The sequence below is a fragment of the Mesorhizobium sp. M0862 genome, from assembly GCF_040319795.1.
Lineage (GTDB): Bacteria > Pseudomonadota > Alphaproteobacteria > Rhizobiales > Rhizobiaceae > Mesorhizobium.
Window position 1 is genome coordinate 18,116 of record NZ_JAMYOJ010000013.1, and the last position, 20,308, is coordinate 38,423.

The 20,308-nt window shown below is 59.7% G+C and carries 25 protein-coding genes and 1 tRNA gene; 6 read left to right on the forward strand and 20 right to left on the reverse strand.

Translation table 11 applies throughout. The features are described 5' to 3' along the window. Positions 1–57: 57 nt before the first annotated feature. The 4 genes from NKI15_RS19950 to NKI15_RS19965 all read left to right on the forward strand — a co-directional run bounded on the left by NKI15_RS19950 (position 58) and on the right by NKI15_RS19965 (position 3,007). Entirely contained in the window at positions 58–585 is a 528-nt protein-coding gene (locus NKI15_RS19950) for a hypothetical protein (RefSeq protein ID WP_156933251.1), read from the forward strand. 11 nt (positions 586–596) lie between these two features. Then, complete coding sequence (locus NKI15_RS19955) at positions 597–1,802, forward strand: site-specific integrase (protein WP_502898706.1); 1,206 nt, start codon at positions 597–599, stop codon at positions 1,800–1,802. 72 nt (positions 1,803–1,874) lie between these two features. Continuing rightward, positions 1,875–1,964, forward strand: a tRNA-Ser gene (locus NKI15_RS19960). A 155-nt stretch (positions 1,965–2,119) separates the two neighbouring features. Continuing rightward, on the forward strand, positions 2,120–3,007 hold the full coding sequence (locus NKI15_RS19965; protein ID WP_352886704.1) for a hypothetical protein: 888 nt from the start codon (positions 2,120–2,122) through the stop codon (positions 3,005–3,007). A gap of 460 nt (positions 3,008–3,467) precedes the next feature. On the opposite strand, the gene NKI15_RS19970 is transcribed toward NKI15_RS19965, so the two are convergent. Next, a complete protein-coding gene (locus NKI15_RS19970; protein WP_352886707.1) occupies positions 3,468–3,950 on the reverse strand; it encodes a hypothetical protein in 483 nt (160 codons plus the stop codon). A 361-nt stretch (positions 3,951–4,311) separates the two neighbouring features. Between NKI15_RS19970 and NKI15_RS19975 the strand changes: the two genes are divergently transcribed. Next, positions 4,312–4,848, forward strand: a complete 537-nt coding sequence (locus tag NKI15_RS19975; RefSeq protein WP_352886709.1) for a hypothetical protein — start codon at positions 4,312–4,314, stop codon at positions 4,846–4,848. Between the two features lie 503 nt (positions 4,849–5,351). On the opposite strand, the gene NKI15_RS19980 is transcribed toward NKI15_RS19975, so the two are convergent. From NKI15_RS19980 to NKI15_RS20070, 19 genes are all read right to left on the reverse strand, one after another. Then, complete coding sequence (locus tag NKI15_RS19980; protein WP_352886711.1) at positions 5,352–5,801, reverse strand: DUF3102 domain-containing protein; 450 nt, start codon at positions 5,799–5,801, stop codon at positions 5,352–5,354. Next, a complete protein-coding gene (locus tag NKI15_RS19985; RefSeq protein WP_352886714.1) occupies positions 5,798–6,226 on the reverse strand; it encodes a hypothetical protein in 429 nt (142 codons plus the stop codon). The genes NKI15_RS19980 and NKI15_RS19985 overlap by 4 nt, the downstream gene beginning before the upstream one ends. A gap of 233 nt (positions 6,227–6,459) precedes the next feature. Beyond that, a complete protein-coding gene (locus NKI15_RS19990) occupies positions 6,460–8,913 on the reverse strand; it encodes a hypothetical protein (RefSeq protein WP_352886716.1) in 2,454 nt (817 codons plus the stop codon). Next, the gene (locus NKI15_RS19995; RefSeq protein WP_352886719.1) at positions 8,913–9,296 is read right to left on the reverse strand and encodes a hypothetical protein; all 384 of its coding nucleotides are present in this window, start codon (positions 9,294–9,296) and stop codon (positions 8,913–8,915) included. The genes NKI15_RS19990 and NKI15_RS19995 overlap by 1 nt, the downstream gene beginning before the upstream one ends. After that, positions 9,286–12,072 (reverse strand): phage tail length tape measure family protein, encoded by a 2,787-nt coding sequence (locus NKI15_RS20000; RefSeq protein ID WP_352886722.1) that lies wholly within the window; start codon positions 12,070–12,072, stop codon positions 9,286–9,288. The genes NKI15_RS19995 and NKI15_RS20000 overlap by 11 nt, the downstream gene beginning before the upstream one ends. Then, positions 12,072–12,410 carry a hypothetical protein gene (locus tag NKI15_RS20005; RefSeq protein WP_352886725.1) on the reverse strand — a complete coding sequence of 113 codons (339 nt, stop codon included), beginning with the start codon at positions 12,408–12,410 and terminating at the stop codon, positions 12,072–12,074. Before NKI15_RS20005 ends, NKI15_RS20000 begins: the two co-directional genes overlap by 1 nt. Then, the gene (locus NKI15_RS20010; RefSeq protein ID WP_352886728.1) at positions 12,407–12,826 is read right to left on the reverse strand and encodes a hypothetical protein; all 420 of its coding nucleotides are present in this window, start codon (positions 12,824–12,826) and stop codon (positions 12,407–12,409) included. The genes NKI15_RS20005 and NKI15_RS20010 overlap by 4 nt, the downstream gene beginning before the upstream one ends. Beyond that, on the reverse strand, positions 12,823–13,077 hold the full coding sequence (locus NKI15_RS20015) for a hypothetical protein (protein WP_352886731.1): 255 nt from the start codon (positions 13,075–13,077) through the stop codon (positions 12,823–12,825). The genes NKI15_RS20010 and NKI15_RS20015 overlap by 4 nt, the downstream gene beginning before the upstream one ends. Positions 13,078–13,206: 129 nt before the next feature. Beyond that, a complete protein-coding gene (locus NKI15_RS20020) occupies positions 13,207–13,860 on the reverse strand; it encodes an ATP-dependent Clp protease proteolytic subunit (protein WP_352886734.1) in 654 nt (217 codons plus the stop codon). 165 nt (positions 13,861–14,025) lie between these two features. Further along, a complete protein-coding gene (locus tag NKI15_RS20025; protein ID WP_352886737.1) occupies positions 14,026–14,511 on the reverse strand; it encodes a hypothetical protein in 486 nt (161 codons plus the stop codon). Then, positions 14,501–14,893: a hypothetical protein gene (locus NKI15_RS20030; protein WP_352886740.1), complete on the reverse strand. Its 393-nt coding sequence runs from the start codon at positions 14,891–14,893 to the stop codon at positions 14,501–14,503. Before NKI15_RS20030 ends, NKI15_RS20025 begins: the two co-directional genes overlap by 11 nt. Continuing rightward, entirely contained in the window at positions 14,893–15,552 is a 660-nt protein-coding gene (locus NKI15_RS20035; RefSeq protein ID WP_352886743.1) for a hypothetical protein, read from the reverse strand. Before NKI15_RS20035 ends, NKI15_RS20030 begins: the two co-directional genes overlap by 1 nt. Next, a complete protein-coding gene (locus NKI15_RS20040; protein WP_352886746.1) occupies positions 15,549–15,740 on the reverse strand; it encodes a hypothetical protein in 192 nt (63 codons plus the stop codon). Before NKI15_RS20040 ends, NKI15_RS20035 begins: the two co-directional genes overlap by 4 nt. Beyond that, on the reverse strand, positions 15,737–16,612 hold the full coding sequence (locus NKI15_RS20045; RefSeq protein WP_352886749.1) for a hypothetical protein: 876 nt from the start codon (positions 16,610–16,612) through the stop codon (positions 15,737–15,739). The genes NKI15_RS20040 and NKI15_RS20045 overlap by 4 nt, the downstream gene beginning before the upstream one ends. Before the next feature lie 177 nt (positions 16,613–16,789). Beyond that, positions 16,790–16,987 (reverse strand): hypothetical protein, encoded by a 198-nt coding sequence (locus tag NKI15_RS20050; RefSeq protein ID WP_352886752.1) that lies wholly within the window; start codon positions 16,985–16,987, stop codon positions 16,790–16,792. Further along, positions 16,987–17,190: a helix-turn-helix transcriptional regulator gene (locus NKI15_RS20055; protein ID WP_352886755.1), complete on the reverse strand. Its 204-nt coding sequence runs from the start codon at positions 17,188–17,190 to the stop codon at positions 16,987–16,989. Before NKI15_RS20055 ends, NKI15_RS20050 begins: the two co-directional genes overlap by 1 nt. Before the next feature lie 113 nt (positions 17,191–17,303). Continuing rightward, positions 17,304–17,969 carry an HAD family hydrolase gene (locus tag NKI15_RS20060; RefSeq protein WP_352886758.1) on the reverse strand — a complete coding sequence of 222 codons (666 nt, stop codon included), beginning with the start codon at positions 17,967–17,969 and terminating at the stop codon, positions 17,304–17,306. After that, the gene (locus NKI15_RS20065) at positions 17,966–19,195 is read right to left on the reverse strand and encodes a tyrosine-type recombinase/integrase (RefSeq protein ID WP_352886761.1); all 1,230 of its coding nucleotides are present in this window, start codon (positions 19,193–19,195) and stop codon (positions 17,966–17,968) included. The genes NKI15_RS20060 and NKI15_RS20065 overlap by 4 nt, the downstream gene beginning before the upstream one ends. 314 nt (positions 19,196–19,509) lie before the next feature. After that, positions 19,510–19,671, reverse strand: coding sequence for a hypothetical protein (locus NKI15_RS20070; protein ID WP_023691300.1), 162 nt, complete (start codon positions 19,669–19,671; stop codon positions 19,510–19,512). Between the two features lie 186 nt (positions 19,672–19,857). On the opposite strand from NKI15_RS20070, the gene NKI15_RS20075 reads away from it, so the two are divergent. Further along, positions 19,858–20,049 (forward strand): DUF3606 domain-containing protein, encoded by a 192-nt coding sequence (locus NKI15_RS20075; RefSeq protein ID WP_023706817.1) that lies wholly within the window; start codon positions 19,858–19,860, stop codon positions 20,047–20,049. Positions 20,050–20,308 lie beyond the last annotated feature (259 nt).

Consider the following 20,308-nt stretch of genomic DNA (forward strand, 5'->3'; position numbering starts at 1 on the left):
GTTGCAAAGTTTTTTGTGTCATTATAGGGAATTGGCATCACATTGGGAGCGGACGGGATGAAATCGGCGACGCCGCGAGGCGGCAAGAGCGAAACGCTCACAATCCGACTTGATCCAAAATCCCGCTTCGTTGTCGATTATCTATCACGGCTCACCGGTGCGACCATTACGAGCACGATAGAGCGCGCGATTTTCGTAGCCGCCTCAAACGCTCCGATTCCTGGCAATCCGGCGACCCCTGCGGAGACAACTTGGCAAGACCTTTGGGATGTCTCTGAGGGTATCCGTGCCCTTCGACTAGCGGCTCAACCGGAATTGTATCCAACCGATGAGGAGGAACGACGCCTTCGCTTCGCACAGGAACATTGGGCGTTGTTCTTCACCAATCACGATTGCAAGACGCCCATCCGGCAGAACGTCGATGTCCTCTGGCCAGATATCGATCAATACATCGCTATGCAGAATGAGGAAAAGGCGACCAACTATTTCGGAGCCAGCAAGGCGATGCATGCCGCACTTGTGGCGGCGAAACTGCGAGTGCCGGATTGGTTCGATGGGCGGGCCAACGGCGAAGAGAATTTTTAGGGGATACAGCAGTGAAGGGCCATCTCAGAGAAAGGTCGCCGGGGCGATGGGCGATAATCTTGGATGTCGGCGAGCGAGATCCGAAAACGGGCAAAAAGAAACGGAAGTGGCACAGCTTCAGCGGCGGCAAGCGCGAAGCTCAAAATGAATGCTCCCGTCTCATATCCGAAATTACCAAAGGCCAATATGTCGAACCGACCAAGCAGACCGTGGCCCAGTTTCTTGAAGAATGGCTCTTATTCATCAAGCCGTCGGTCGCACCGAAAACCCATGAACGCTACACTGAGATATGCCGCAAGGGGCTGACGCCGCTCATCGGCGATGTGGTCCTTTCTAAGCTGAAAACGGACCGTATTGATGCGGCCTTTACAACGGCGCTGACGGCGCCACGCGTCGACCACCGCAAGAAGAAAGATGGCGCGCCGTCGAAGCCTCTTGCGCCGTTGTCCCCCCGCACGGTCCACCACTACCGAAGAGTTCTGGTCAAGGCGCTGGGCCAAGCCGTGACCTGGGAGCGGCTTACTCGCAATCCAGCCACGGCGACGACGCCGCCGAAGGTCGAACGCAAGAAGATGCTGGCATACGATGTGGTGCAGACAGCCAGCATGTTGGACGCCCTCCGGCCGACGCGCATGTTTATTCCCATACTCTTGGCTGTGACGTGCGGCTTGCGCCGTGGTGAGATTCTTGCGCTACGCTGGCGCCACCTTGATCTTGGAGACAACAGCCGGCAGATGTCGATCCAGGAAAGCGCCGAGCAGACAAATGACGGCGTTCGCTACAAGGAACCGAAGAGTGGGCGGGCCAGGACGGTGGCGCTATCTGCTAGCACAGTCGCTGAACTAAAGGCGCACCGCGCGCGGCAGGCTGAGGAACAGTTGCGCCTTGGTATTCGTCCGGATGCCGACAGCTTCGTTGTCGCCCAGGTCGATGGCCAGCCGCTACAGCCTCGCTCCCTCACACATGAGTGGGTGCGCGTTCTCGGCAAGACCTCCCTACCCCGAATCCGGTTCCACGACTTAAGGCACTCGCATGCCTCCCACTTGTTATCGGCAGGCGTCCATCCAAAGATCGCGAGCGAACGCCTCGGGCATTCCGGCATCGGGATCACGTTGGATTTGTATTCGCATGTGATGCCCGGGATGCAGGCCGATGCAGCGGAGCAAGTTGACGTGGCATTGCAGGCGGCTATAAGCAGCCAGCGAAAAGCCGAATAGTTGCAAAGTGCGTAGCAAAGGCACAATGGAGATTTCTTGGCGCAGGGAATAACGTAGTGGGATCAATACTTTGGAGGGATGGCCGAGCGGTTTAAGGCACCGGTCTTGAAAACCGGCGTGGGTGCAAGCCCACCGTGGGTTCGAATCCCACTCCCTCCGCCACATTCCATTGAAATTGCTACATAATATTGGCTTGAAATCTTCTTGCGTACAAACCTACGCACTGTCATAAGTTAACCAACGGTAATCAAAGTTCGGTTATCATCTGCCAGAATCGTGCTACTGAGAGTCAAGAAGCTTTTCGGGGGGAGAGCAAATTGACCATCGCAGCATGCTATGTTTCACCAGAAGGTGTTGTGTTGGGCGCAGACAGCACTTCGACATACGGCAATGCCAATGGGCCTCACTACTTCAACCATGCACAGAAATTATTCGAGCTAGGTGAACGTGGAACCCTCGGGATGGTTACGTGGGGCCTCGGCGGATTGGGCTTTACGAGTTATCGCAGACTGATTGCCCTGGTCGCAGATGAGCTCGCAGCTAAACCTCCTAAAAGCGTCTCTGCAGTTGCTGATCTTTGGATTGATCGGTTTTGGGATGCTTACATCAGCTCTCCGTCGCATGGGCCGTTGATCACCACTGCCCAAGCTCTTTCGGTACGGCCTTCATTCAACCCTGCAGGACCGCAAGCGCCGAACGCGAGAACAAAAGATGAGGAAGAAGAGTTTGCTGTCCTGAGACAAGGCCTGTTTGTGGGTTTTTGTCTGGGGGGATACGTTTTGCCCGACCGTACGCCAACCGCCTTCACGATAGCGTTTGATCCCCTTGCCGGTAAGCCCAAGGCGACACAGATAATAAGTGGATATCAATTCTGGGGTGCGCCCAACATGATCCAGCGCCTCATTTTCGGGTGCGACGACGAGCTTCGTCAGGCAATCTTGTCCTCAGGCAAGTGGGGCGGAACAACGGCGGAACTGGAAGCAATACTCGCTCAGCAGGAGTTGGCTCATCCAATCGTGCCCATCCGGGATGCGCTGGATTTCATTCATGCATGCATCGCCAGCACCATCAAAGCGCTGAAGTTCTCCACTTTTTCACAAATTTGTGGCGGCCCAATCGAAATTGCGGTTATTACGGCCGATCGCCCGTTCAGATGGGTTCGCCACAAAGAATGGGATTCAGCCATCATGGAGGGAGTTTCCTAATGACCAAGTTGCATGGGCAACCTGTTGCCGTTGAGGAAGACAGACGTGGCGCGGAGTGGATACGGGAAATGCAAAAACATTTCCAAAGGACCGGGTCCTATAGGGCCAAAGATATCGAGCGAGTGTTAGGGGACCCGAGAAAATCGGTCGAGGTCAAAACCAGCAGCGAATTTGCTTTCGCTAACCGGAAGGCCTAAAGCCCGCCACCGGGAGGCAGCGGGCAAATCCTGCAAATTTGCAGCTTTTGTTTCAGGCGGCGGCTTTGCTCTCGCTCATCACCTTGTGGTGGCAAGCCGCGGCGGTTTCGCTCAATCGCTCTGTCAAGTCTCGGGCTATCCAAAGCAGGTGCTGGACCTTGGCGTCCGTGTCGCTTTCGACTGCCGCCGTGACAGTGACGCCCATCAGCGTCGACAGATTCGTGATGTCACCCTCGAGGTCGTTGAGATTGTCGCTCGGCCGCTCATGCCTGCACCTTTGGGCCGTAGTTGACGCGGAAACGCTCCTCGGTCATGAGGACGCTCTTGTGGTTGCTGGTGGCGGACGGGCCGATGCGAAACCAGCGCTCGCCATTACGGTCATGCTCTGGCGCGCGCCGGACGAAGATCTGCTTCACCTCGCCCCATTCGTAAGGGGACGCATACCAGCCATCGCCCTCGTACTTCGTCGTCGTGCGGAACGCTGCGATCATGATGCCGCAATACTTGTCGCCGTTCGTGCTGACGGTCCAGTTGTAGATGTTCGGATCGAGCGCTTCGGCCGCCGCTTTAAGTTCGGCTACAGCAGCCTGGAAGCGATCGACGGGTGCGGTGGCAGAGTTTGCCGCTGCAGCGCTACCTACGGCCGGGAGGGAGGCGATTGCGCCAAGCGCGGCGCGGCGGGAAAATCTTCCCAGGAAGGCAGCGGGCATAGCTTCGCCGGCCGCCGGAACACGGGTGTTCGGCATGGTGTGATTTCTCCAAATGGTGATATTTACACCATTAACGATAATTCCATACCCTATTTGATGTCAATGACATTTGGTGATAAAAACACCATATGAAGCCAGTTCAATGTCGCATGGGGCGTGCCGCCCTCAATTGGAGCACTCTCGACCTCGCCAAGGCGGCTGGTGTTGGAGGGAATACGGTCAACCGTTTTGAGGCTGGCCAGGACGCTCGGGTGAGCAGCGTAGATAAGATGCGCGCCGCCCTCGAATCTGCCGGCGTCGAGTTCATCCCCGAGAATGGCGGCGGCGCTGGCGTGAGGCTGAGGAAGGGCTAATGCCCCAGCCTCTTCGCCGAGATGCTCCGATTGATTGGAGCCTAATGGCTGTAGCCAACCACCCGGTTCTGACGTCGGGAGTTGGTGCATGCATTCTTGCCGTTGCATCAACTGAATCTGCCATGGGCGTTTTCTTAGCCAGCATCCGGTGGCAACATGCGCCGGCCGCTGTCGAAGCTTGGTCAAAACTCCGAACGGTGAGAGGTAAGCTCGATTTGATCGAGGCAGAAGCGTCTCTGGCCAGCTCCGGCCACAAACTGTTGGCGGTAAAGACGCTCGACAAATTCATTACTATAGCAACGCGTCGGAACAAGCTGGCTCATGGCTTTTTCGGGATTGTAACTGACCGCGAAGATCAGTTTGCGTGGAGAGACGGGGCAGCGGCCGGCCGAACAATGGCAGACGGCCTGGCAACATCCAGCATGCGTCCGGACCCAACGCCGCCAACCTGGATCTACACCCCTAGAGACTTTTCAGCACTCGCTCAGGATTGCGCTGATACGTTTGACCTGATTTCTCGGATGGTCGACGTTTTGCCTATCATCCATGCTTTTAGCGAGAGATCGGCGTCCGGTGCCTGACCAGAGGCGCGCTTAATAACTGTCATCAAGCACTCCCTCGGGGGCCGGCTTGCGCGCGCCTGTCAGTTGCGCGATGCTGAAGCGGGGAAATAACGGGAGGGGTATTACTGTGCCGCATAGGATGAAGACGTCTATACTAGCAGCAATTCTGATTGTCGCTTCCGGCTTATCTGCCGCCGCCGCACAGACCGATACCTCGATATGTGAAGCCCTCGCTGGACCGTCGGACGAGGCGGCTGGAGGTAGCCGCAAATTTGTTCAAGCGCTCGAAAGCGTGGACTACGCCTCTGCGCGGCCACAGTTGCACGGCACGGAGCTTGAAGCTTTCGACGCGATGGTGGCCGCCAGAGATCAGGCGCTCGGGCCGTTGAAAGAATTCACAGAACGGTTCGAGGATTTTGCGTACCTCATGCGGCGATGTGCTCGTTAGCAGGTGCCCTGTCGCCTTTGAATGTGGGTGCCTCACAGAAGCCCGCCAGCACGCGTTTCCGCCGGCCGCTGTCTTACGCCGCCAAAGCGCTCCGCGCGTCCTGACGCCCGCCTGTCGCCAGCCGCATGCATTGCTGGGCCATGCTTTGGGAAAGCCCGTCCTGCTTGGCCAACCATGGCCCGAAGTGCCCATGAGGCAGAGAGGCCTTGTGGTGCAGCAGCCAGCGGCCGATAGCGAGCTTCTGACCGTCGGATAGATGCCCGCGGGGGATGGCGCGTGTTGCGGCCGGCGCCGGCTCCGCCAGAGGCACGACATTGGATGGCGACATCAGCGCCAGATAAGCCTTGTGCACTTCTTGCTGCTTGTCGGCGGGGAGCTTGTTGAACTGCCTGACGGTCATCCCGCAACCCACCGCCAAGACAGCAGTGTGCCGATCATCCCCACGAAGGCGCCTCAGCCGCTTGCCTTGCCACTGGTTTGGCAACCGATAGGTGCCCACACCCTCGATCTCGATCTCGGTCATGCTGCCACCTTCTCGAAAAGCGACGTTCCGGCCAGCATCGGATAGAGCATCGCCACCATGTTGTTTGCCGTGCTGCCTGGCATCGCCCTGGCAAGCCGACGGACGTGGCCAAGGTCGATCCTGTCGAGGGCCTCGAACAAGCCCGAGCCGATCGGCATGACCTCGATCCGGACCAGATACGAAACCGCCTGCAGCGTGGCTGCATGGAGCTCGAGCCCGTTGCCTGTCGAGTTGATGAGCTTCAGCACCAGGGCGAGGTGCGATTCCCCATACCGGCGCCCTATGTCGCGGACCGCGGGTTTGCAATAGCAGTGACCAGGCTTACGCCCGGTCGAGCGATTATCGGCGCTGTCGTGCAGGGTGACGCCGCATGTGCGGGCAATGGCGTGGATATCGCAGGGATGACGATCTGTCCGTGCCAGCATGCCGCGCCTCGCTGTGGAGTGCGCGGATATTGCATAAGTCTCGACTTATAAGCAAGCCGCGCGGTCTGCGGATTGCTCTTCCATTAGCTTGAGCGCAGATTGTCGCCAGCCGGGAGTGCTTTATCACTTTTCCGGTTAGGCCCGGCGGCTGTTGGCTCACCCCCTAAAGGCAGCCGGGCCGCCGAGCACCAGGCCAGCGGACAGCGCGAAGGCGAGCCAAGGCGTTGCGGACCTCACGGCACCACTATCGACAGCCCCGGCAGATCGGCGTCGTCCCGCGGCGGCAGCAGGTACATTTTCCGGATGAAGCAGGCGTTGTAGGAGCCATCCGGAGGACCGCCGAAGCTCGCCGTGACCATCGGGTCGATATCGCGAGGGCTGGTATCCGACGATACCGTGCCGCCATCCGTCGACATGCTGATCCCTGAGATAGCGGTGCTGGTAAAAGCGACCTTGTGAACGCCTGGGCCAAACGTGTCGGTGTTGTTGACTTCCCTGCCTTGAACACCGGACTCGTATCCCTGCATGGGCAAACCAACGGAGCCGAACCGGTCTATCGCCATCGAATGGTGATTTCCAGGCTCAAAAAGAAACAGCAGTTCGGTGAAGAAGCTGCTCGTCAGTTCCTCCCATTCGATCACAATCGTCCAGTTGAGAGTAAGCAGATCGGTCAGGAAGTCACCGATCGCAGAGACGACACCGTCGGCGTCCTCCTGCAGGATTTCCAGCCCGCTGGCGCCAACCCTTGCCGGCTTATCGATGATGTCGGCCAACGTGGCCGGAGAGGCAAGATGGGTGTAGGTCTCAGCCAGGAAGTCGAGAGCCCACACGGCATCGACGGAGGGGTCGATGGGATCAGGATCATCTGGATCTGGATCTGGATCGCCGCCCCAGTCGGGACCATCGAAGGTAAGTTCTTCGGGCGTGTAGCCGGCCAGGGACATGATCTTGGTGAGCATCCACCTGACGCTTACCGCGCCGGGAATGGTGTTCGGCTGCCTGTGGACGGTCCACACATATTCGCCAAGGGCGCTCATCCAGAGCGCTCGGCCCTGGTCGGCGATCAGGTACGAAAATCGGGTGCCATCTGTAAACGGCGGCACTACTTCACTAGCGAAGGTTGAAAGCGTCTTCGCCTGGATGTCGAGGGAAATGATTTCGTAAACAGGCTCGTCGGGATCGCCGTCAGAATAGAGCATCAGCAAGAATCCAGGACGGCTGATCAGGCGATTGTGCAAGCGTGGGAGTAGGAAAGAAACATTGAACCCCATCTTTGCGGTGTCGAAGGTATCGACCACCGACCCGGTTTCGGGATCGATGTACAGCCAACGATTGATCGGGCCGGACAGGCCGTAACCCACGACGACATAGCCGGTCAGCGGATCGTACCAGAGCACGCTCGCCGACAGGCCGGACAATCCCGTGAGTGAGTGCAGCAGCGTTGAGGTCCAGGCGTCACCGTCGAAGCGCAGATCGTATATGTCTGCATCGCCCGTAAAGCTGGACGAGGCGGCTAAGAAGGATGTGAAGCCGGTTGTCACCCTGCCGTTGACAATTAGATAGCTGCCGGGGATCCCTTCAGGATCGACATCGAAAGTTCCCTTGGCGGGATCAAAGATGCCGGTGACTCCCATGCCGGCGTCGAAATTGTGCCCGATAAAGACCCAAAGTTGGCCGAACTGCTGCACTGTCACCCATTCCATGTTCACGGTGTCCAGGTGCGAGGCGATGAGGTGCCCAGTCGCCGAATCGTAGATCCCGGATAGACGAGGCGTCGCCTCCGCGCCCCACAACTGGATCAAGAGCAGCCCGGTGCCCGCCATCGCGATCGGGATGCTCAACTGGTAGTCGTTGACATCTCGGCCGACCGCATAGCCTTCCGAGCCTTCGAGCGGGACGCGATACCGCTCCTGCCGGGTGTCGACGTCCAGGACGGCAAGATAGATTTGAGAGAGGCTCGGAATATCGGTCGGGTCGAAGATCTGATAGATGACGCCCTCGGCTGGATCGTAGGCCGAACCATTCGGGAAGGCGTTCAGAATTCCGCTTGGTGCCTCACCCGTCCATGCGATATCGCCGCTTGAACCCGTGTCGGTCGCAGCGTTCGAAATGACGGCTTTGACCGAAGGCGCGGCGCTGGCGACATAGCCAGACAGGAAGAGCATGACAAAGCCATGCCATGCCCCGGCGTTGGCCCCGATGACGGCTTTTGTTATTGGATCTGCCTCGGTCTGCGTGCCACCGTAAAAGCGGAAGTTCACCGAAGCCCCGATGCCGTGTTCGGCGTCGAAAACGACCTGATCATTCACCTCAAGACGGATCAGTTCGTAGCCATCACCGAATGGATCATAGGCGAGGAGATAGCCAAGCTGCGTCGTCTGCTGCGCGCCGTATGTCGGGACGAGAACGATGCCACCACTGTCGAAATAACTGCCATTCTTCCATTGGCTGCCTGCGGGATAATCATGGAGGTTTGACAGATTGGTGGCCTTGACCTCCGTAAAGCCTGTGGAGATCTGGGCGGATACCGCGCCGCCAATGACTGGGATGCCATCGACCTTGCCGGTTCCGATCACGATTGGAATTGGGCGACCGAGAACTTTTGAGACAGAATACGGGCTGGCTGCGGCAACCGGGTCGACAGTCTTGGTTGTATCTGGCGTCGGACCGAAGCGGAAGAATGGCATCAGTTGCCCGCCTTTACCCGGAGCAAGCGCTGTACGCCGGCTGGTGTCCGAACAGCGACAGCTCTATGCACCGCAACAATATCGGTTCGCAGGATTGTAGCCGTCGCCATGGGGTTGAGCGTCATCACAGTGATACTGGCCTCGTCTTGGGTGAGTAGGATTTTCATGAGACAGGCTTCGCCACGCGCCACGCGGTGGCCGATGCAGTCGCCTTCGCTACTGTCCGAAAAGCGGCCGGGCGCGAGCCAGAGCGCGACGATATCGCCCTCCTTGGGCTCCTCCAATGCCGACACCGACCACTTGGACCCGGCTAACACCGGCCCCAAGCAATCTCCGGTGCTTTGCACGTTGTAGGTTTCCGGGAAAGACCGCTCAGCGACCATTGATAGACCTCTGCATGTCAGCGCCGGCAAGAGCCATCTGCCGACGCATTTCGGCGATGCTGTCCTTTGAAATCGTTGTGCCGCCCTCGACCTTGACGTTGACGTTGACCTGCACCGGCCGATTGCTGCCGCCGCCTGACCTCGACGACCCGCCGCGCTGGTCATCTATCTGGTCATTATCGGCAATGATGACCCGCTCGCTCGGCCTCTTGAAGAACTCGACCTTTTGCGTGTCGCGAGAGTCGCCGCCAATTATGCCGCCTGTAGCCATGCCGTAGACAATGCGACGCGCTATTTGCTCCGGCGTGGCGCCGAGTCCCTGCGCGCCATAGCCAATGTTGCCGCTGCCGACGATTCCGGCAGCCGCAAAGTTGGAGTTCCATGTGGCAAGGACTTTCCGGTATTGCCGAGCTTTGTCATCTAAGTTGCTTCCGCCTGACGCCGACGATCCGCCGCTGACGGAAGACGACGACCCGCCACCGCTATAGCTGCTGGTCGCGGCCCACTTCTCGACGCCTTCGTAGGTCTTGCGGGTGTTGGCCTCGATATTCATGAACAACTGCCACATGCGATCGGTCTCGCGCGTGGCTACCTGCCCCGTGTAGGCGGATTGCGGATTGGCAAGAGCCATTGATTGAGCGTTCGGGATGACGGTCGCTGCCGATTTCGGCACCACCAGCTCGGGGCCACGCTCGCCGACCCAATATGGCGAGTTAGCCGAGATTGGACCGCCTGCCGCGCGCTGCGGGTACATGGCGGCCACCTGCGCCAGCACTCTCGGATCTTGATAGGTCTTGGGCTGCGTGTAGCCCCACGAGTTGGTGGAGGTGTTGAAGATCGGAGTCGAGGAGACCGCTGGGCCATTTGACGAATAGCGCGTGACACCAACGCCGGTCGTGCCGCCGCCCGATGACTTAGGCACATCGTAGGTCGACTGCGTGCCGGTGCCGACTTGGCGCGTGACCACGGTGACCGTGATTGTCTTGTCACGCAGAGCGTTGACCGCCGCGCCTATCTGATGCACAGCGCCCTTGGCGGCGTCCAGTTGCATCCGGGCCCGGACCCAACTGTCGATGAAGGCATTGACGTGGTCTACTCCGAGGCCGCCCTGAATGAGCGTCTGGCGCAGCAGGTCGACGCCGGATGCCACATCGCTGGCTTTGGCGTTGCCAGTGTTAAGTGCGTCGAAAAGCCTGTTGAGAATGCCGACTGTGTTGCCGAGCGCGGCATTGGCACCGTCGATGTTGCGAACGTCGCCAAAGAAAGCCTGGATGTTCTCACTGCTCCCGGCTGTATCGACAGCCTCCTTCAGCGTCTCGACCTGTGTTGTCGTGTCGCGGAACTGCTTGGTGAGATCGAGCATGCTCTGCGCTTGTTCGCGCCGCATTCTCTGGATGGCCTGGCCAGCTTGTTCGAACTGACCGACAACTCCTTGGAGCGATCCGCCAAGCGAGCGCGTTACGCCGAAGCCGTCTGACCCACCGCTGTTAACGGTGCCGAATAGTTTGGCGATAGTGGCGTCGGCGCTGCCTGCCGTACTGTCTGCGTTTTTGAAACCCGCCGCGACATCGGCAAGCGTTTGGACTGCCTTATGACCGTCGACGGCGATGTCCTTTATAGCTTTGTTGGCCGGGATCAAACCGGCTACCTCAACGGCCTTATTGATGCCATTCGCGCCATCGAGCATCGCCTTCGCGAAATCATGCGCGTTCTTGGAAAGGGTTGGGTCAAGACGAATTTTGCCCAATTCGTCCTGGAGGCCCGCAGCGTCCAGTGCCCCGGCCTTCAGTTCCTTTGAAAGTTCGGCGAACCTCGCCATGCCGGCCTGGCCAATTCTTGAAAAGTCGCCATCTCCGGTGTTGAGCAAATCCATCTGCCGGCGCGCATCATTCATGAGTGTGGCCAGCGTCTTTTGGGCATCGGCGACGTTGTCGGCGGTGTCGGCAGCGATGACCGACTTCGGCATCTGGGATGCCTGGTCCTCGTACTTTTTTGCCGCGGCAGCTGCTGCTGGATAAGCCTTGGCAATCTCGTCAATCAGCGCCTTGTGGTTTTTCAGCACTTCGTCGGCGGATTTTATGTCCTCGCGCGTGGCCAAGGCATACGTGGCGATGGCGCCGGCCGCGAGCCCAGCAGCGGTAACGATGCCGCCAAGTGGCGTGGCGACAAAGTTGAGCAGACCTGCGCCGATTGCCTTCAGAGACCCAAGCGCACCCGCTGGACCGCTTTCCAGCGCATCGAAAATCTGGCCCGCCTGACTTGCGAAAATCTGCATCGGCGGTGCGCCGAGCGCGAACATGGTGATGACGTCGTTGCCCTGCCGCGATAGATTGAGCATCTGGTTCGACGTTAGCTTGGCTGCGGTCCCCACGCTGGCGATATGGCTCACCCCGGCGCGCGTGGACGCGGAAACAGCATCGGTCTTCTGTCTGACAAGATCGAGAACTCTCGCCCGTTCGACCTCATCGATGCCGAGTTTGCGCGCCGCAGCATCGGCCGTGATCATCGCGCGTTCCATCTGCTTTGTGGCTGCAAACGCCGGGTCGACGGAAGCCTTCAGGCGATCCCATGACTTCGCGGTTGACGAGACCGAGCCCGACATCATCGTCATCACGACGCCCTGCTTTTCCATGGCCTTCGTCGCCGCCTGCTCCTGATCGACGAACTTGGCTTGAGCCGCCTCGGCCTTGGCCATAGCCTTCACGTAGGCTGCCGAACCGGCCTCAGCCGGCCTGGCGTCGATCGTCAGTTCTGTAATTAGGACTTGGTCGGTCATCAGTGGCGCTCCTGCGCATCGGCTGGACTGAACATGGCTGCCGACCACTCCATTGTGATCGTCGCGACGGGCATCGGTTCAAGGTCGGGAGTCGCCGCAACCGCCGCGAGTGCATGGCGCGCCTCACGCTTCCTGCCGGCGAGGTGCATGGCGTTGATCGTGCGGATGGTATTGGTTTGAGTGCGCAAGATAGTGCAGACAGACGTCACGATGGCGTTCTGACTGGTGATCATCCGCGCCAGTGCTTCGAGTTCGTCGGCCATCTTGAGCGCGTGCTCGGCGATCTCGGCCGGCGTCATGCCCTCGTGCGCGGCGGTGAGCAGTTCGCGGGCAGTCATCGGCGGATCCTTTCCTCGTCGAGCGGCACGGCGCGAGGCACCAGGCCCTGCTCATGCGGCCCGCGACCTGGCTCTATCAGGCTCCCGAAATGCGTTGGCGACCGCCAATATTGGCTATCCAGACTGCCGGTGCAGGCGATGACGTAATCCATGTCGAACGCCGGCCGAGTCAGGCGATCTTCGGCGGCAAGCTGGTGCCGCGCCTTCAGTTTCGCCGCAGCAAGCAACCGGCTTTCTGGCGACCATTCCGGGCTGGCGCAAACCTCAACCAGCAGCGCGATGTCGTCGAGGTCGAAGACGGTATCGATCTCTCGCCGCACCAGGGCAAGCCGTTCCGCGTCCTGGTGATTGTGCAGGCCAATGCCGCGGTACTCGCCGACGGTGGGTATCTTGTCGCTCTCGCCGCCTCTGCTCATTGCCGGCCGCCCTTCAGAAGCTTCAAGGCCCTCTCGCTTATCCGATCGTTCTCGGACCCGTCGCCAGCGTCCTTCTTGCGGCCGCCCTGTGCAATGAGCGCCTTTGCAGCAGCCAATCTTGCCGATGCCGGCGCCGAGGTGTCGCTGGCAATCTGACGAAGCACGGTCAACGGGTCGACGGCATCAATGTCGACACCTTTGAGCGCCCTTTTCGATGCGACAGCCCTGCTTGGCCGGCCCCGTTTTGCCATCAGAATTTCAACCTTTCCGAATTTCTGGACATTCACCGGCGCGCGCGCACGTGGAGTCTCCGTGACCCCGAAGCGGTGTCGGGGTAGCCGCTGGCCAGAGACTGAAGTACCCCCCTTGCCAGGCCATGGTCATGTGCGCCTCTGGACGCTGTAGGCGTGCCGAGGCTCTTCGCCGGCAAGGCAATCGACCAAGCCCCATGAAATCGCAACGCCGATGGGCAACGGCGCCTCGTTTTTGATCTCTCGCTCGAAGTGGCCGCGGCTGCCTTCGCCGGCGGCGGCCGTGTAGAAGTCGACCATCTTTTTGTCGAATGCCTGCAGGTGCTTCGCGAGAGCCTCATGCTCGGCCGCTGTCCAGCGACGCTTCGCATTTGCGGGCGCATCGTTCGAGACCGCATGCAAAAGCAACTTGGTGTGCCGGTAACACATCCGCAAATCTCCGGCGGCCAGGATCAGGCTCGCACCCGACGCGCAAGCCTCGCCTGCCGTGACGGTCACATGGGCTCGGTGCTTTCGTAGGGCTTGATGGATTCGGACTGCCTGGCCGGCGTGACCGCCGGGGCTGTCGATCTGCACCTGGATGAATTTCACGGCGGCATTTGCTTTCAGTGCGGCCTCAACATCATCAGCAAAGATGCCTTTGCCGGTCCGTCGATCGATCTCACCTATCGGCCCCTCGAGATCCATCCAGAGCGTGTCACCACGTTTGACGGCGATGGGCGCACCCGCCTGCATCTTGGCCATCATGCGCTTTGCAGCTGCGATGTTGGGGCGATGGGCCATTAGCTCAGCCCCGCTGAAATTTGGTTGAATGGGGCGGCGGCATCAGCACGAGCCGCCGCCCCAGACGCGCGCGCGAAATGCGCGATCGGCCGTCGGAGAGGCACGCGACCAAGCGAGCCGCCTCTCCGTCGACGATTTGAGTGGATTGGCCTGCCCATATCGTGTTCAGCCCGCGATCTGCCGAAGACGGCGAACGCCCTGCAGGAAAGCCGGTGCACCGTCGATCACCCGTCGAACAGGCAGACCGTTGACCGAAGCCGCCATTGCGTATTCGACTGCGATCGTTGCCAAGTCGTCCAGTTCGCGCAGAAGGCGTGCGACCTCAGCCTGGTACTCGGCAGCCGGTGCGGCAACCTCGGCCAGGACAGTCACGCCAAACGCCTCTCGGCGCTTCGTGCGCTCGTCCAATGCTTGGCCGTAAGCGATCTCGATCGCGTCAATCTGTCCGGTGAGTGCGGCGATCTCCGCCTTGTCGGAGGGAAGCCCATCCTTGCGAAACCTTGTCAGCACCGGTGAGAGGGTCGCCTTCAATGCCGCGCGGTCGGCGCGCAGCTTCGCGACGTTCGATTCGGCGAGCTTCAAAACATTCGTCTTGGTCGGGATGCGCAGCGTCTCGCGTAGGCGGTCGGCCGTCGTCGGTTCAGTCGTCATCGGGTTGTCTGTCCTTGCGAGTCCGAACATGGGTCGTCGGTCCTTTGCCGGTTGCGTCGTGCTGATCAGATTCTACGTCCGATTCGTGCGTTTCCCGCGTTACCGGCAACGCAGACGCCACGGCTTGGGAAATGAGGCCGAGAAGCGCGCCGCGGAGCCATGCGCGATCGGCACCGCCATCGCGAGGGTCAAGCTGCTCGATCAGCCACGTCTGAAGTTCCAAGCTTACCGGAACCGTGACCATCACGGTTTCCACCTTGTCGCGCTTGCGGTATCGGCGCTGATTGATCGCCTTACGGGATGGCGGGCCGCTCCTCGCCATGTTGAAAACAGGCCATGGGCTCTCGGCCAGGAGGCGCATCAGTTCGGTGTCCGCATCCATCACGCACCCGCCTTGGCTTTGGCGTAGGCGTTGAGCGTGGGATTTGGTGATACCGGCAGGGGCGGCTCGGCGGGTGGGGTAGTGGTAGATGTATATGCAGGTGACGTCGTCACCCCATTCATCTCCTGATTTTGGTCGTTATCGGGTGACGTGGTCACCCCATTCGGGTGACGTGGTACTGCCATGTCTTCGGAAACGGGGTGACGAGGTACTGCCATTCGGGTGACGACGTCACCCCGCGTTTTTTTCCTCGGCGGGATCTTCTCAGCGCGCCATTTCATGAAATCTTTGGTCGCCGGCATAGCACTATGCGTCGGATAGTCGAGCGGGTATTCCGTCAATGTCCATGTGCTTGCCCGGCTGCGGCCTTCAGCGCGCGCCTTCCAGTCGAAGTGTCCTTTCGTGGCGAGTTTGACAAAGCCGAGTTCCACGAGCCTGTCGCAGGCGCGGTCGGCCGGTCTGTTGCTGCAATTGAGAGCGACGCACATCTCGTCGCCGCTGAAGGCGATGTCGCCATTGTTCGCACCGCTATAGCGGCCCTTGAACTCGACGTAGAGGCAGCGCTCATACACATCGAGCGACCGCCAGGCCGGGCTGTTCGTCATCCACTCGTAGAGGCGGACATGGCGAGGCTCACCAGAGCGGCCGGCCTTACTCATGACGGCAACCGCCTTTCCGCATCCTGCCAACGGGCAAGCGCGGCGATGATCTCGTCGTTGATCTCCATCGGAGAAATGTCCGGGTTGATCTGCAGCGCCAAGCGGTAGAAATCGGCACCGTCGGCACCGGCCAACACCAAGTTGTCGAAGCCATTCCGCAAGCGGGATATGAGTTGGCTATCGCTCATGCCGCCCTCCAGCCAGAAAGGATCGACTGCAGCGATTCCAGCTCGGCCGCATTTACAGTTTCGCAGCGCGCCCAGGCTTCCGGTTCTATTAGACGTTTGATCTCCTGCTCTACGCACTCGCGCAGGTCGCGCGGATCCATGGCGTCAAGTTCCCAGCAATGGTGCGCGTGGTTGCGGATGAACCAGCGGTAGCGTTTGTCGCTGCTCTTGTCCGACGCCGGGAAGTAGGGAAGTCCCTCCAACTGATCGACAGTCAACGCGATGCGCCGGAACCGAACGTGCGAGCCCCCATATTCGCTGAGACGGCGCGGCAGATCTTCCTCCGACATGTACATGCCGCTCGGGTCGAAGTCGCCGGCGTAGAGGACAATCAAGGGCCTCCCGTCATCGTCTGTGGCAATGTCGTTGACCGTGGTCGCGCTGGCGAAACCATGCATGACACGGAAGCCGACTGCGAAGTGATCGAGCACCGGCTTCAGGACGCCGCGAACCGTGCCTTTCTCGCTCCAAACCTCGACGCGATAAGGCTGCTGATTCCAAAAGTCGCGACGATAGGACCGCGCAACGGCTCGTGCGTACTGTGAAGGATCGTCCCAAGTCGAGACCCGCTCCAATTCCCGCGTCTCGTCAACGATCCAATCCCATGGGATGTCGCCCTGTTCTCTCGCGATCCGCAGTAGGCGATAGACCTTCTGCATGTCGTTGGTCGACATCGACCTGATCAGCCCGGCCGTGAATAGCTTGTAGCCTACGCCTCGACCGGTTATCGGCTGCATTGCTTCGGCGATCTTGTGCATCGCCTCGATCAGGTCGAGGGACGCTTGCGCCATCCCGCGACCCTTTTTCAATCCCGGTTGAATTTGCTCGGTCATGGCGCGGCCTCGATACGATCGAGCGCGATTGGACCTGCATTCATTGACAATCCGACTTGGTTACCACTGTTTTGTTGAACAATGGGTTCAATTGCAGTATGATGGCAATTGTCGATCCGGTCCCCCGTCGACACTCCCGATGAGCCCGTCGCCTGATCCGCGGCGGGTTCTCGCTTTTCATACGGCCGCATCCGCACCTCCTGCCCTGATCTTGTTGGCAAGGCGGACGGCTTCGCATGCGCCTTGGAGATCGAGAGGGTAGCGCTCTCGCAATTCGACGACGGCCGGACGCGGGCGCTGTGCCTTCGGCGTCTCGACGATGAAGCGCGCAGCTTCCTGGATGATGAAGTCGGGGTCGCGGTCGATCTGTTCCATTAGGCGGCAGCCTTGGCGGCGTCGCGCTGCGCGATGCGGTCCTCTTGCCACTTGAGGATTTCGGACTCGAGCCATCCGACTGAGCGGGCGCTCAAGGGAACCGGTTTTGGGAACTCGCCCTTGGCGATTTTGTCGTAAATGCTGGATCTGGGAAGGCCGGTCGCGCGCTCCACTTCGTCGCGACGGAGGATCGTCTGTACCATCGTTCTTCACTCCAGTTGGAACCGCTTGGACGCGGTCGGCTGTAGGAAGATGGTCGGGATAGCAGACGCTAAAAAGCCGGGGTTTCGAAGAAAAGGCGGGTGCGAAATCCTGTCTAATTTTGGTTTGGGCGTCGACCTCGCTTTGCGTGTGTCTCATTGCCGATGCGTGCGATGAGCCTCTTGCAGCGATCCTCACCGACGGACGTGCGATAGCCGGCAACTTGAAGAAGGCTCGGCAGGACCTTCGCAAAACACGAGTTTCGGGAGAAACCTGGCCGCTCTCCAAAGGCCGACAGGTAGCTATGCGCTAGGTCGGTGATCAGTGAATCGCCGCCCTGACGCTCTGATAGGCGGGCAGATTTCGTTGACCTCACAGCGATTGTCGCCGCAAAGAACGCTGTCTCGGAAGCCGTCCGGATCCGTTTCAACATTGCCGTCGCTTCTGAAGCCGCATGGTCGACGTCAGTGCCATACCGGCGGCCGACAGTGAAGAAATTCTCTTCCAGCAATTCGTCCGCTTCCGCAGTCAGCTTTTCCACCGCCTTTCGGAAAGCGCGGCCGGTTTTTGCCAGCAGATCAAGTCGATTAATCGCGAAGGCTCGCCGCTCGACCATTGGCAGCGTGAGGCGTCGATAGTTCCCGATTGCCTCCCCGACGGAGGTCAGAAATTGCTCGCGCTGCGAACGAGTCGACCAAGCAATTCCATCGGCCAGCAAGAGGGAGATCGCGGAGCGTTCGCCCTCGTCGAAGACGTCGGACACCCATTCCGCCGCAGTCATTGCGAGACGCCGCGGATTGGCACCACCTGGCCGCTGCCAGGTGCCATGGAACAATAGACCGTCCAGTCATCCATCAGCCGACGCCGCTTGTCGAACATGTCGCCGCGACGATAGGCGGCCTCCGTCTTATCGCTGACCGTATGCGCCAGCGCCATTTCCAGCAGTTCGTTTGGATAGGCGGTCTGCTCTGCCGCCCAATCGCGGAAGGTGCTTCGGAAGCCATGCGTGGTTAGGTCGTCGTGATCCATGCGGCGGAGCGTCATCAACAGCGCCATGTTGGACAGCGGCTGCCCCTTCTTGTCGCCAATAAAAACGAACTCGTTGCCTTTTTCGCGAGGCAGAGCCTTGAGAATTTCGATGGCTCGATCGGACAGTGGGACGCGGTGTTCCTTTCCGGCCTTCATGCGGTCGCCGGGGATGATCCACAGTGCGTTGTCCAGGTCGATCTCAGGCCAGCGGGCGCCGACCACTTCGCCGGTCCTGGTGGCGGTCAGGATGGCGAACTCAAGCGCCTTGGGGCTGTTCCCTTCCATCTTGCGGACATCGGCAACGAATGCGCCTACTTCGGCGTAGGGCAGCGCGGCATGGTGCTTGACCTTGGCGACCTTGCTACGGGCCGGCAGCAGCTTGTCGAGATGGCCACGCCAGCGGGCCGGGTTGTCACCATGGCGGTAACCCCGCGCCGTCGCCCAATCCAGAATGCTTTCGATGCGTCCCCTCACCCTGGTTGCCGTTTCCGGCTTCGTCGTCCAGATCGCTTCCAGCGCCTTGAGGACAAGCGCCACGTCTACGCGGCCGACAGCAAGCTCTCCGAACACCGGATAGGCGTAAGCCTCCAGCGTGGCCTTCCATTGCCCGGCGTGTTTGATGTTCTTCCATCCCGAGCGGTGTGCCTTGATATAGGCCTCGGCCGCTTCCTTGAACGACAGAGCGGTTGCTGATGCCGCCAGCTTCTCCAGCCGTTCCGCCTTGCGCTTCTCGATCGGGTCGTCAGCATCGAGGAGCTTGAGCCGCGCCTCCCCTGCCCGCTCCCTAGCCAGCTTCAACGACACGGTATTGACCGAGCCCAGGCCCATCTTGCGCGGCCGGCCGGCGAGCATGTAGCGGAAGATCCAGCTCTTGGCTCCACCCTTCGCCACCTGGAGGTAAAGGCCGAGCCCATCGGCATAGAGACCGGGCTTGGTTTGAGCCTCGACGGCTTTGACGGACAGGCGGTTGATTTGCATTCGAACTCTCCCTGCGGACAGCCCTACGTACAACTTGCCATCGGATTTGGCAAGACCCCCTTAGACACTATCGGAACTGGAAAGCAGAGATTGCAAGGGTTTCAGGCGTCACATGGGACCACCTTGGACACCCTCGGATTAGGCGGAGACGGACACTCCCTCCGCCAGATATTTGGCTACCGTGCTGAATTGCCTCTGTATTTTCAAAGAGGGCCAAATCTTTCCTAAGTTATTCCTAACTTCCTAAAACGAAGAAGCCTGCCACCGCGAGGCAGCGGGCCAGCGTGAGCGCAAACGTTGCGCCAGCCTCAGGATCAACGTTCGTCCTGGCGATAGAGCCGTTTGGTCGCTCGGTCGCTTTCCATGCGTTCTGCAGGACCACGGTGGCGTCGGGTCATAAGAACGTATGCCATCAATAGGGCCAGCAACAGTGGCCCACCAGCAACGACGATCAACCACATCACACTTTCAAACATGAGGCATCTCCTTCACGTCACAACCGTCAAGGAGAAGAACCGTTCCGTTCAAAGTTACAGCAACACCAGCACCTCCTGCGACTGAGGGCCGTTTTCCCATGTGACCGTTTCGGAAATCCGGGCTCCGCTGCAACAAAAGGCTGCGGCTGCACGTTGCGGTTGATCATTCAACCAGGAGCAAAGCAAATGGCCGACGACAAAACGAAGACGGACTTCCGCGATTGGGACCGCGTCTCTGCCGATGAGGATTATGAAGTCGAGTATTTCGCCACCAAGGCCGGCATCACCCCGCAGCAGGTCAAGGAATTGATCGCGAAGCACGGCAACCGACGCGAGACGCTGGAGCGGGAAGCGAAGGCTCTGGGGAGCGGTAGGTAGGCCGGCATGCCAGAGTACCAGGTGGAAGAGTGGCATGGAGAGGAGTGTGTCTCAACTCAGGCCACGAGCGCCGATGATCCGTTATCTGCGGTAGAGAAGGTCACGGGCCAAAGGGTGTCGCCTAGAGCGCTTCAGGAGCATTGGTTTCGTGTGGTCGATGAAGATGCGCGAAGCACGCATGAATTCAGCCTTGAGGACGGCGGCCCGGCTGGAGATTTCGCAAAATAGCCATGACCAGAATCTCGGACCTGCATTGGGA

Coding starts and splice junctions, on each gene's coding strand:
- NKI15_RS19950 (WP_156933251.1), top strand. CDS start 58: ATGAAATCGGCGACGCCGCGAGGCGGCAAGAGCGAAACGCTCACAATC.
- NKI15_RS19970 (WP_352886707.1), bottom strand. CDS start 3,950: ATGCCGAACACCCGTGTTCCGGCGGCCGGCGAAGCTATGCCCGCTGCC.
- NKI15_RS19975 (WP_352886709.1), top strand. CDS start 4,312: ATGGCTGTAGCCAACCACCCGGTTCTGACGTCGGGAGTTGGTGCATGC.
- NKI15_RS19980 (WP_352886711.1), bottom strand. CDS start 5,801: ATGACCGAGATCGAGATCGAGGGTGTGGGCACCTATCGGTTGCCAAAC.
- NKI15_RS19985 (WP_352886714.1), bottom strand. CDS start 6,226: ATGCTGGCACGGACAGATCGTCATCCCTGCGATATCCACGCCATTGCC.
- NKI15_RS19990 (WP_352886716.1), bottom strand. CDS start 8,913: ATGCCATTCTTCCGCTTCGGTCCGACGCCAGATACAACCAAGACTGTC.
- NKI15_RS19995 (WP_352886719.1), bottom strand. CDS start 9,296: ATGGTCGCTGAGCGGTCTTTCCCGGAAACCTACAACGTGCAAAGCACC.
- NKI15_RS20000 (WP_352886722.1), bottom strand. CDS start 12,072: ATGACCGACCAAGTCCTAATTACAGAACTGACGATCGACGCCAGGCCG.
- NKI15_RS20005 (WP_352886725.1), bottom strand. CDS start 12,410: ATGACTGCCCGCGAACTGCTCACCGCCGCGCACGAGGGCATGACGCCG.
- NKI15_RS20010 (WP_352886728.1), bottom strand. CDS start 12,826: ATGAGCAGAGGCGGCGAGAGCGACAAGATACCCACCGTCGGCGAGTAC.
- NKI15_RS20015 (WP_352886731.1), bottom strand. CDS start 13,077: ATGGCAAAACGGGGCCGGCCAAGCAGGGCTGTCGCATCGAAAAGGGCG.
- NKI15_RS20020 (WP_352886734.1), bottom strand. CDS start 13,860: ATGGCCCATCGCCCCAACATCGCAGCTGCAAAGCGCATGATGGCCAAG.
- NKI15_RS20025 (WP_352886737.1), bottom strand. CDS start 14,511: ATGACGACTGAACCGACGACGGCCGACCGCCTACGCGAGACGCTGCGC.
- NKI15_RS20030 (WP_352886740.1), bottom strand. CDS start 14,893: ATGGATGCGGACACCGAACTGATGCGCCTCCTGGCCGAGAGCCCATGG.
- NKI15_RS20035 (WP_352886743.1), bottom strand. CDS start 15,552: ATGAGTAAGGCCGGCCGCTCTGGTGAGCCTCGCCATGTCCGCCTCTAC.
- NKI15_RS20040 (WP_352886746.1), bottom strand. CDS start 15,740: ATGAGCGATAGCCAACTCATATCCCGCTTGCGGAATGGCTTCGACAAC.
- NKI15_RS20045 (WP_352886749.1), bottom strand. CDS start 16,612: ATGACCGAGCAAATTCAACCGGGATTGAAAAAGGGTCGCGGGATGGCG.
- NKI15_RS20050 (WP_352886752.1), bottom strand. CDS start 16,987: ATGGAACAGATCGACCGCGACCCCGACTTCATCATCCAGGAAGCTGCG.
- NKI15_RS20055 (WP_352886755.1), bottom strand. CDS start 17,190: ATGGTACAGACGATCCTCCGTCGCGACGAAGTGGAGCGCGCGACCGGC.
- NKI15_RS20060 (WP_352886758.1), bottom strand. CDS start 17,969: ATGACTGCGGCGGAATGGGTGTCCGACGTCTTCGACGAGGGCGAACGC.
- NKI15_RS20065 (WP_352886761.1), bottom strand. CDS start 19,195: ATGCAAATCAACCGCCTGTCCGTCAAAGCCGTCGAGGCTCAAACCAAG.
- NKI15_RS20070 (WP_023691300.1), bottom strand. CDS start 19,671: ATGTTTGAAAGTGTGATGTGGTTGATCGTCGTTGCTGGTGGGCCACTG.
- NKI15_RS20075 (WP_023706817.1), top strand. CDS start 19,858: ATGGCCGACGACAAAACGAAGACGGACTTCCGCGATTGGGACCGCGTC.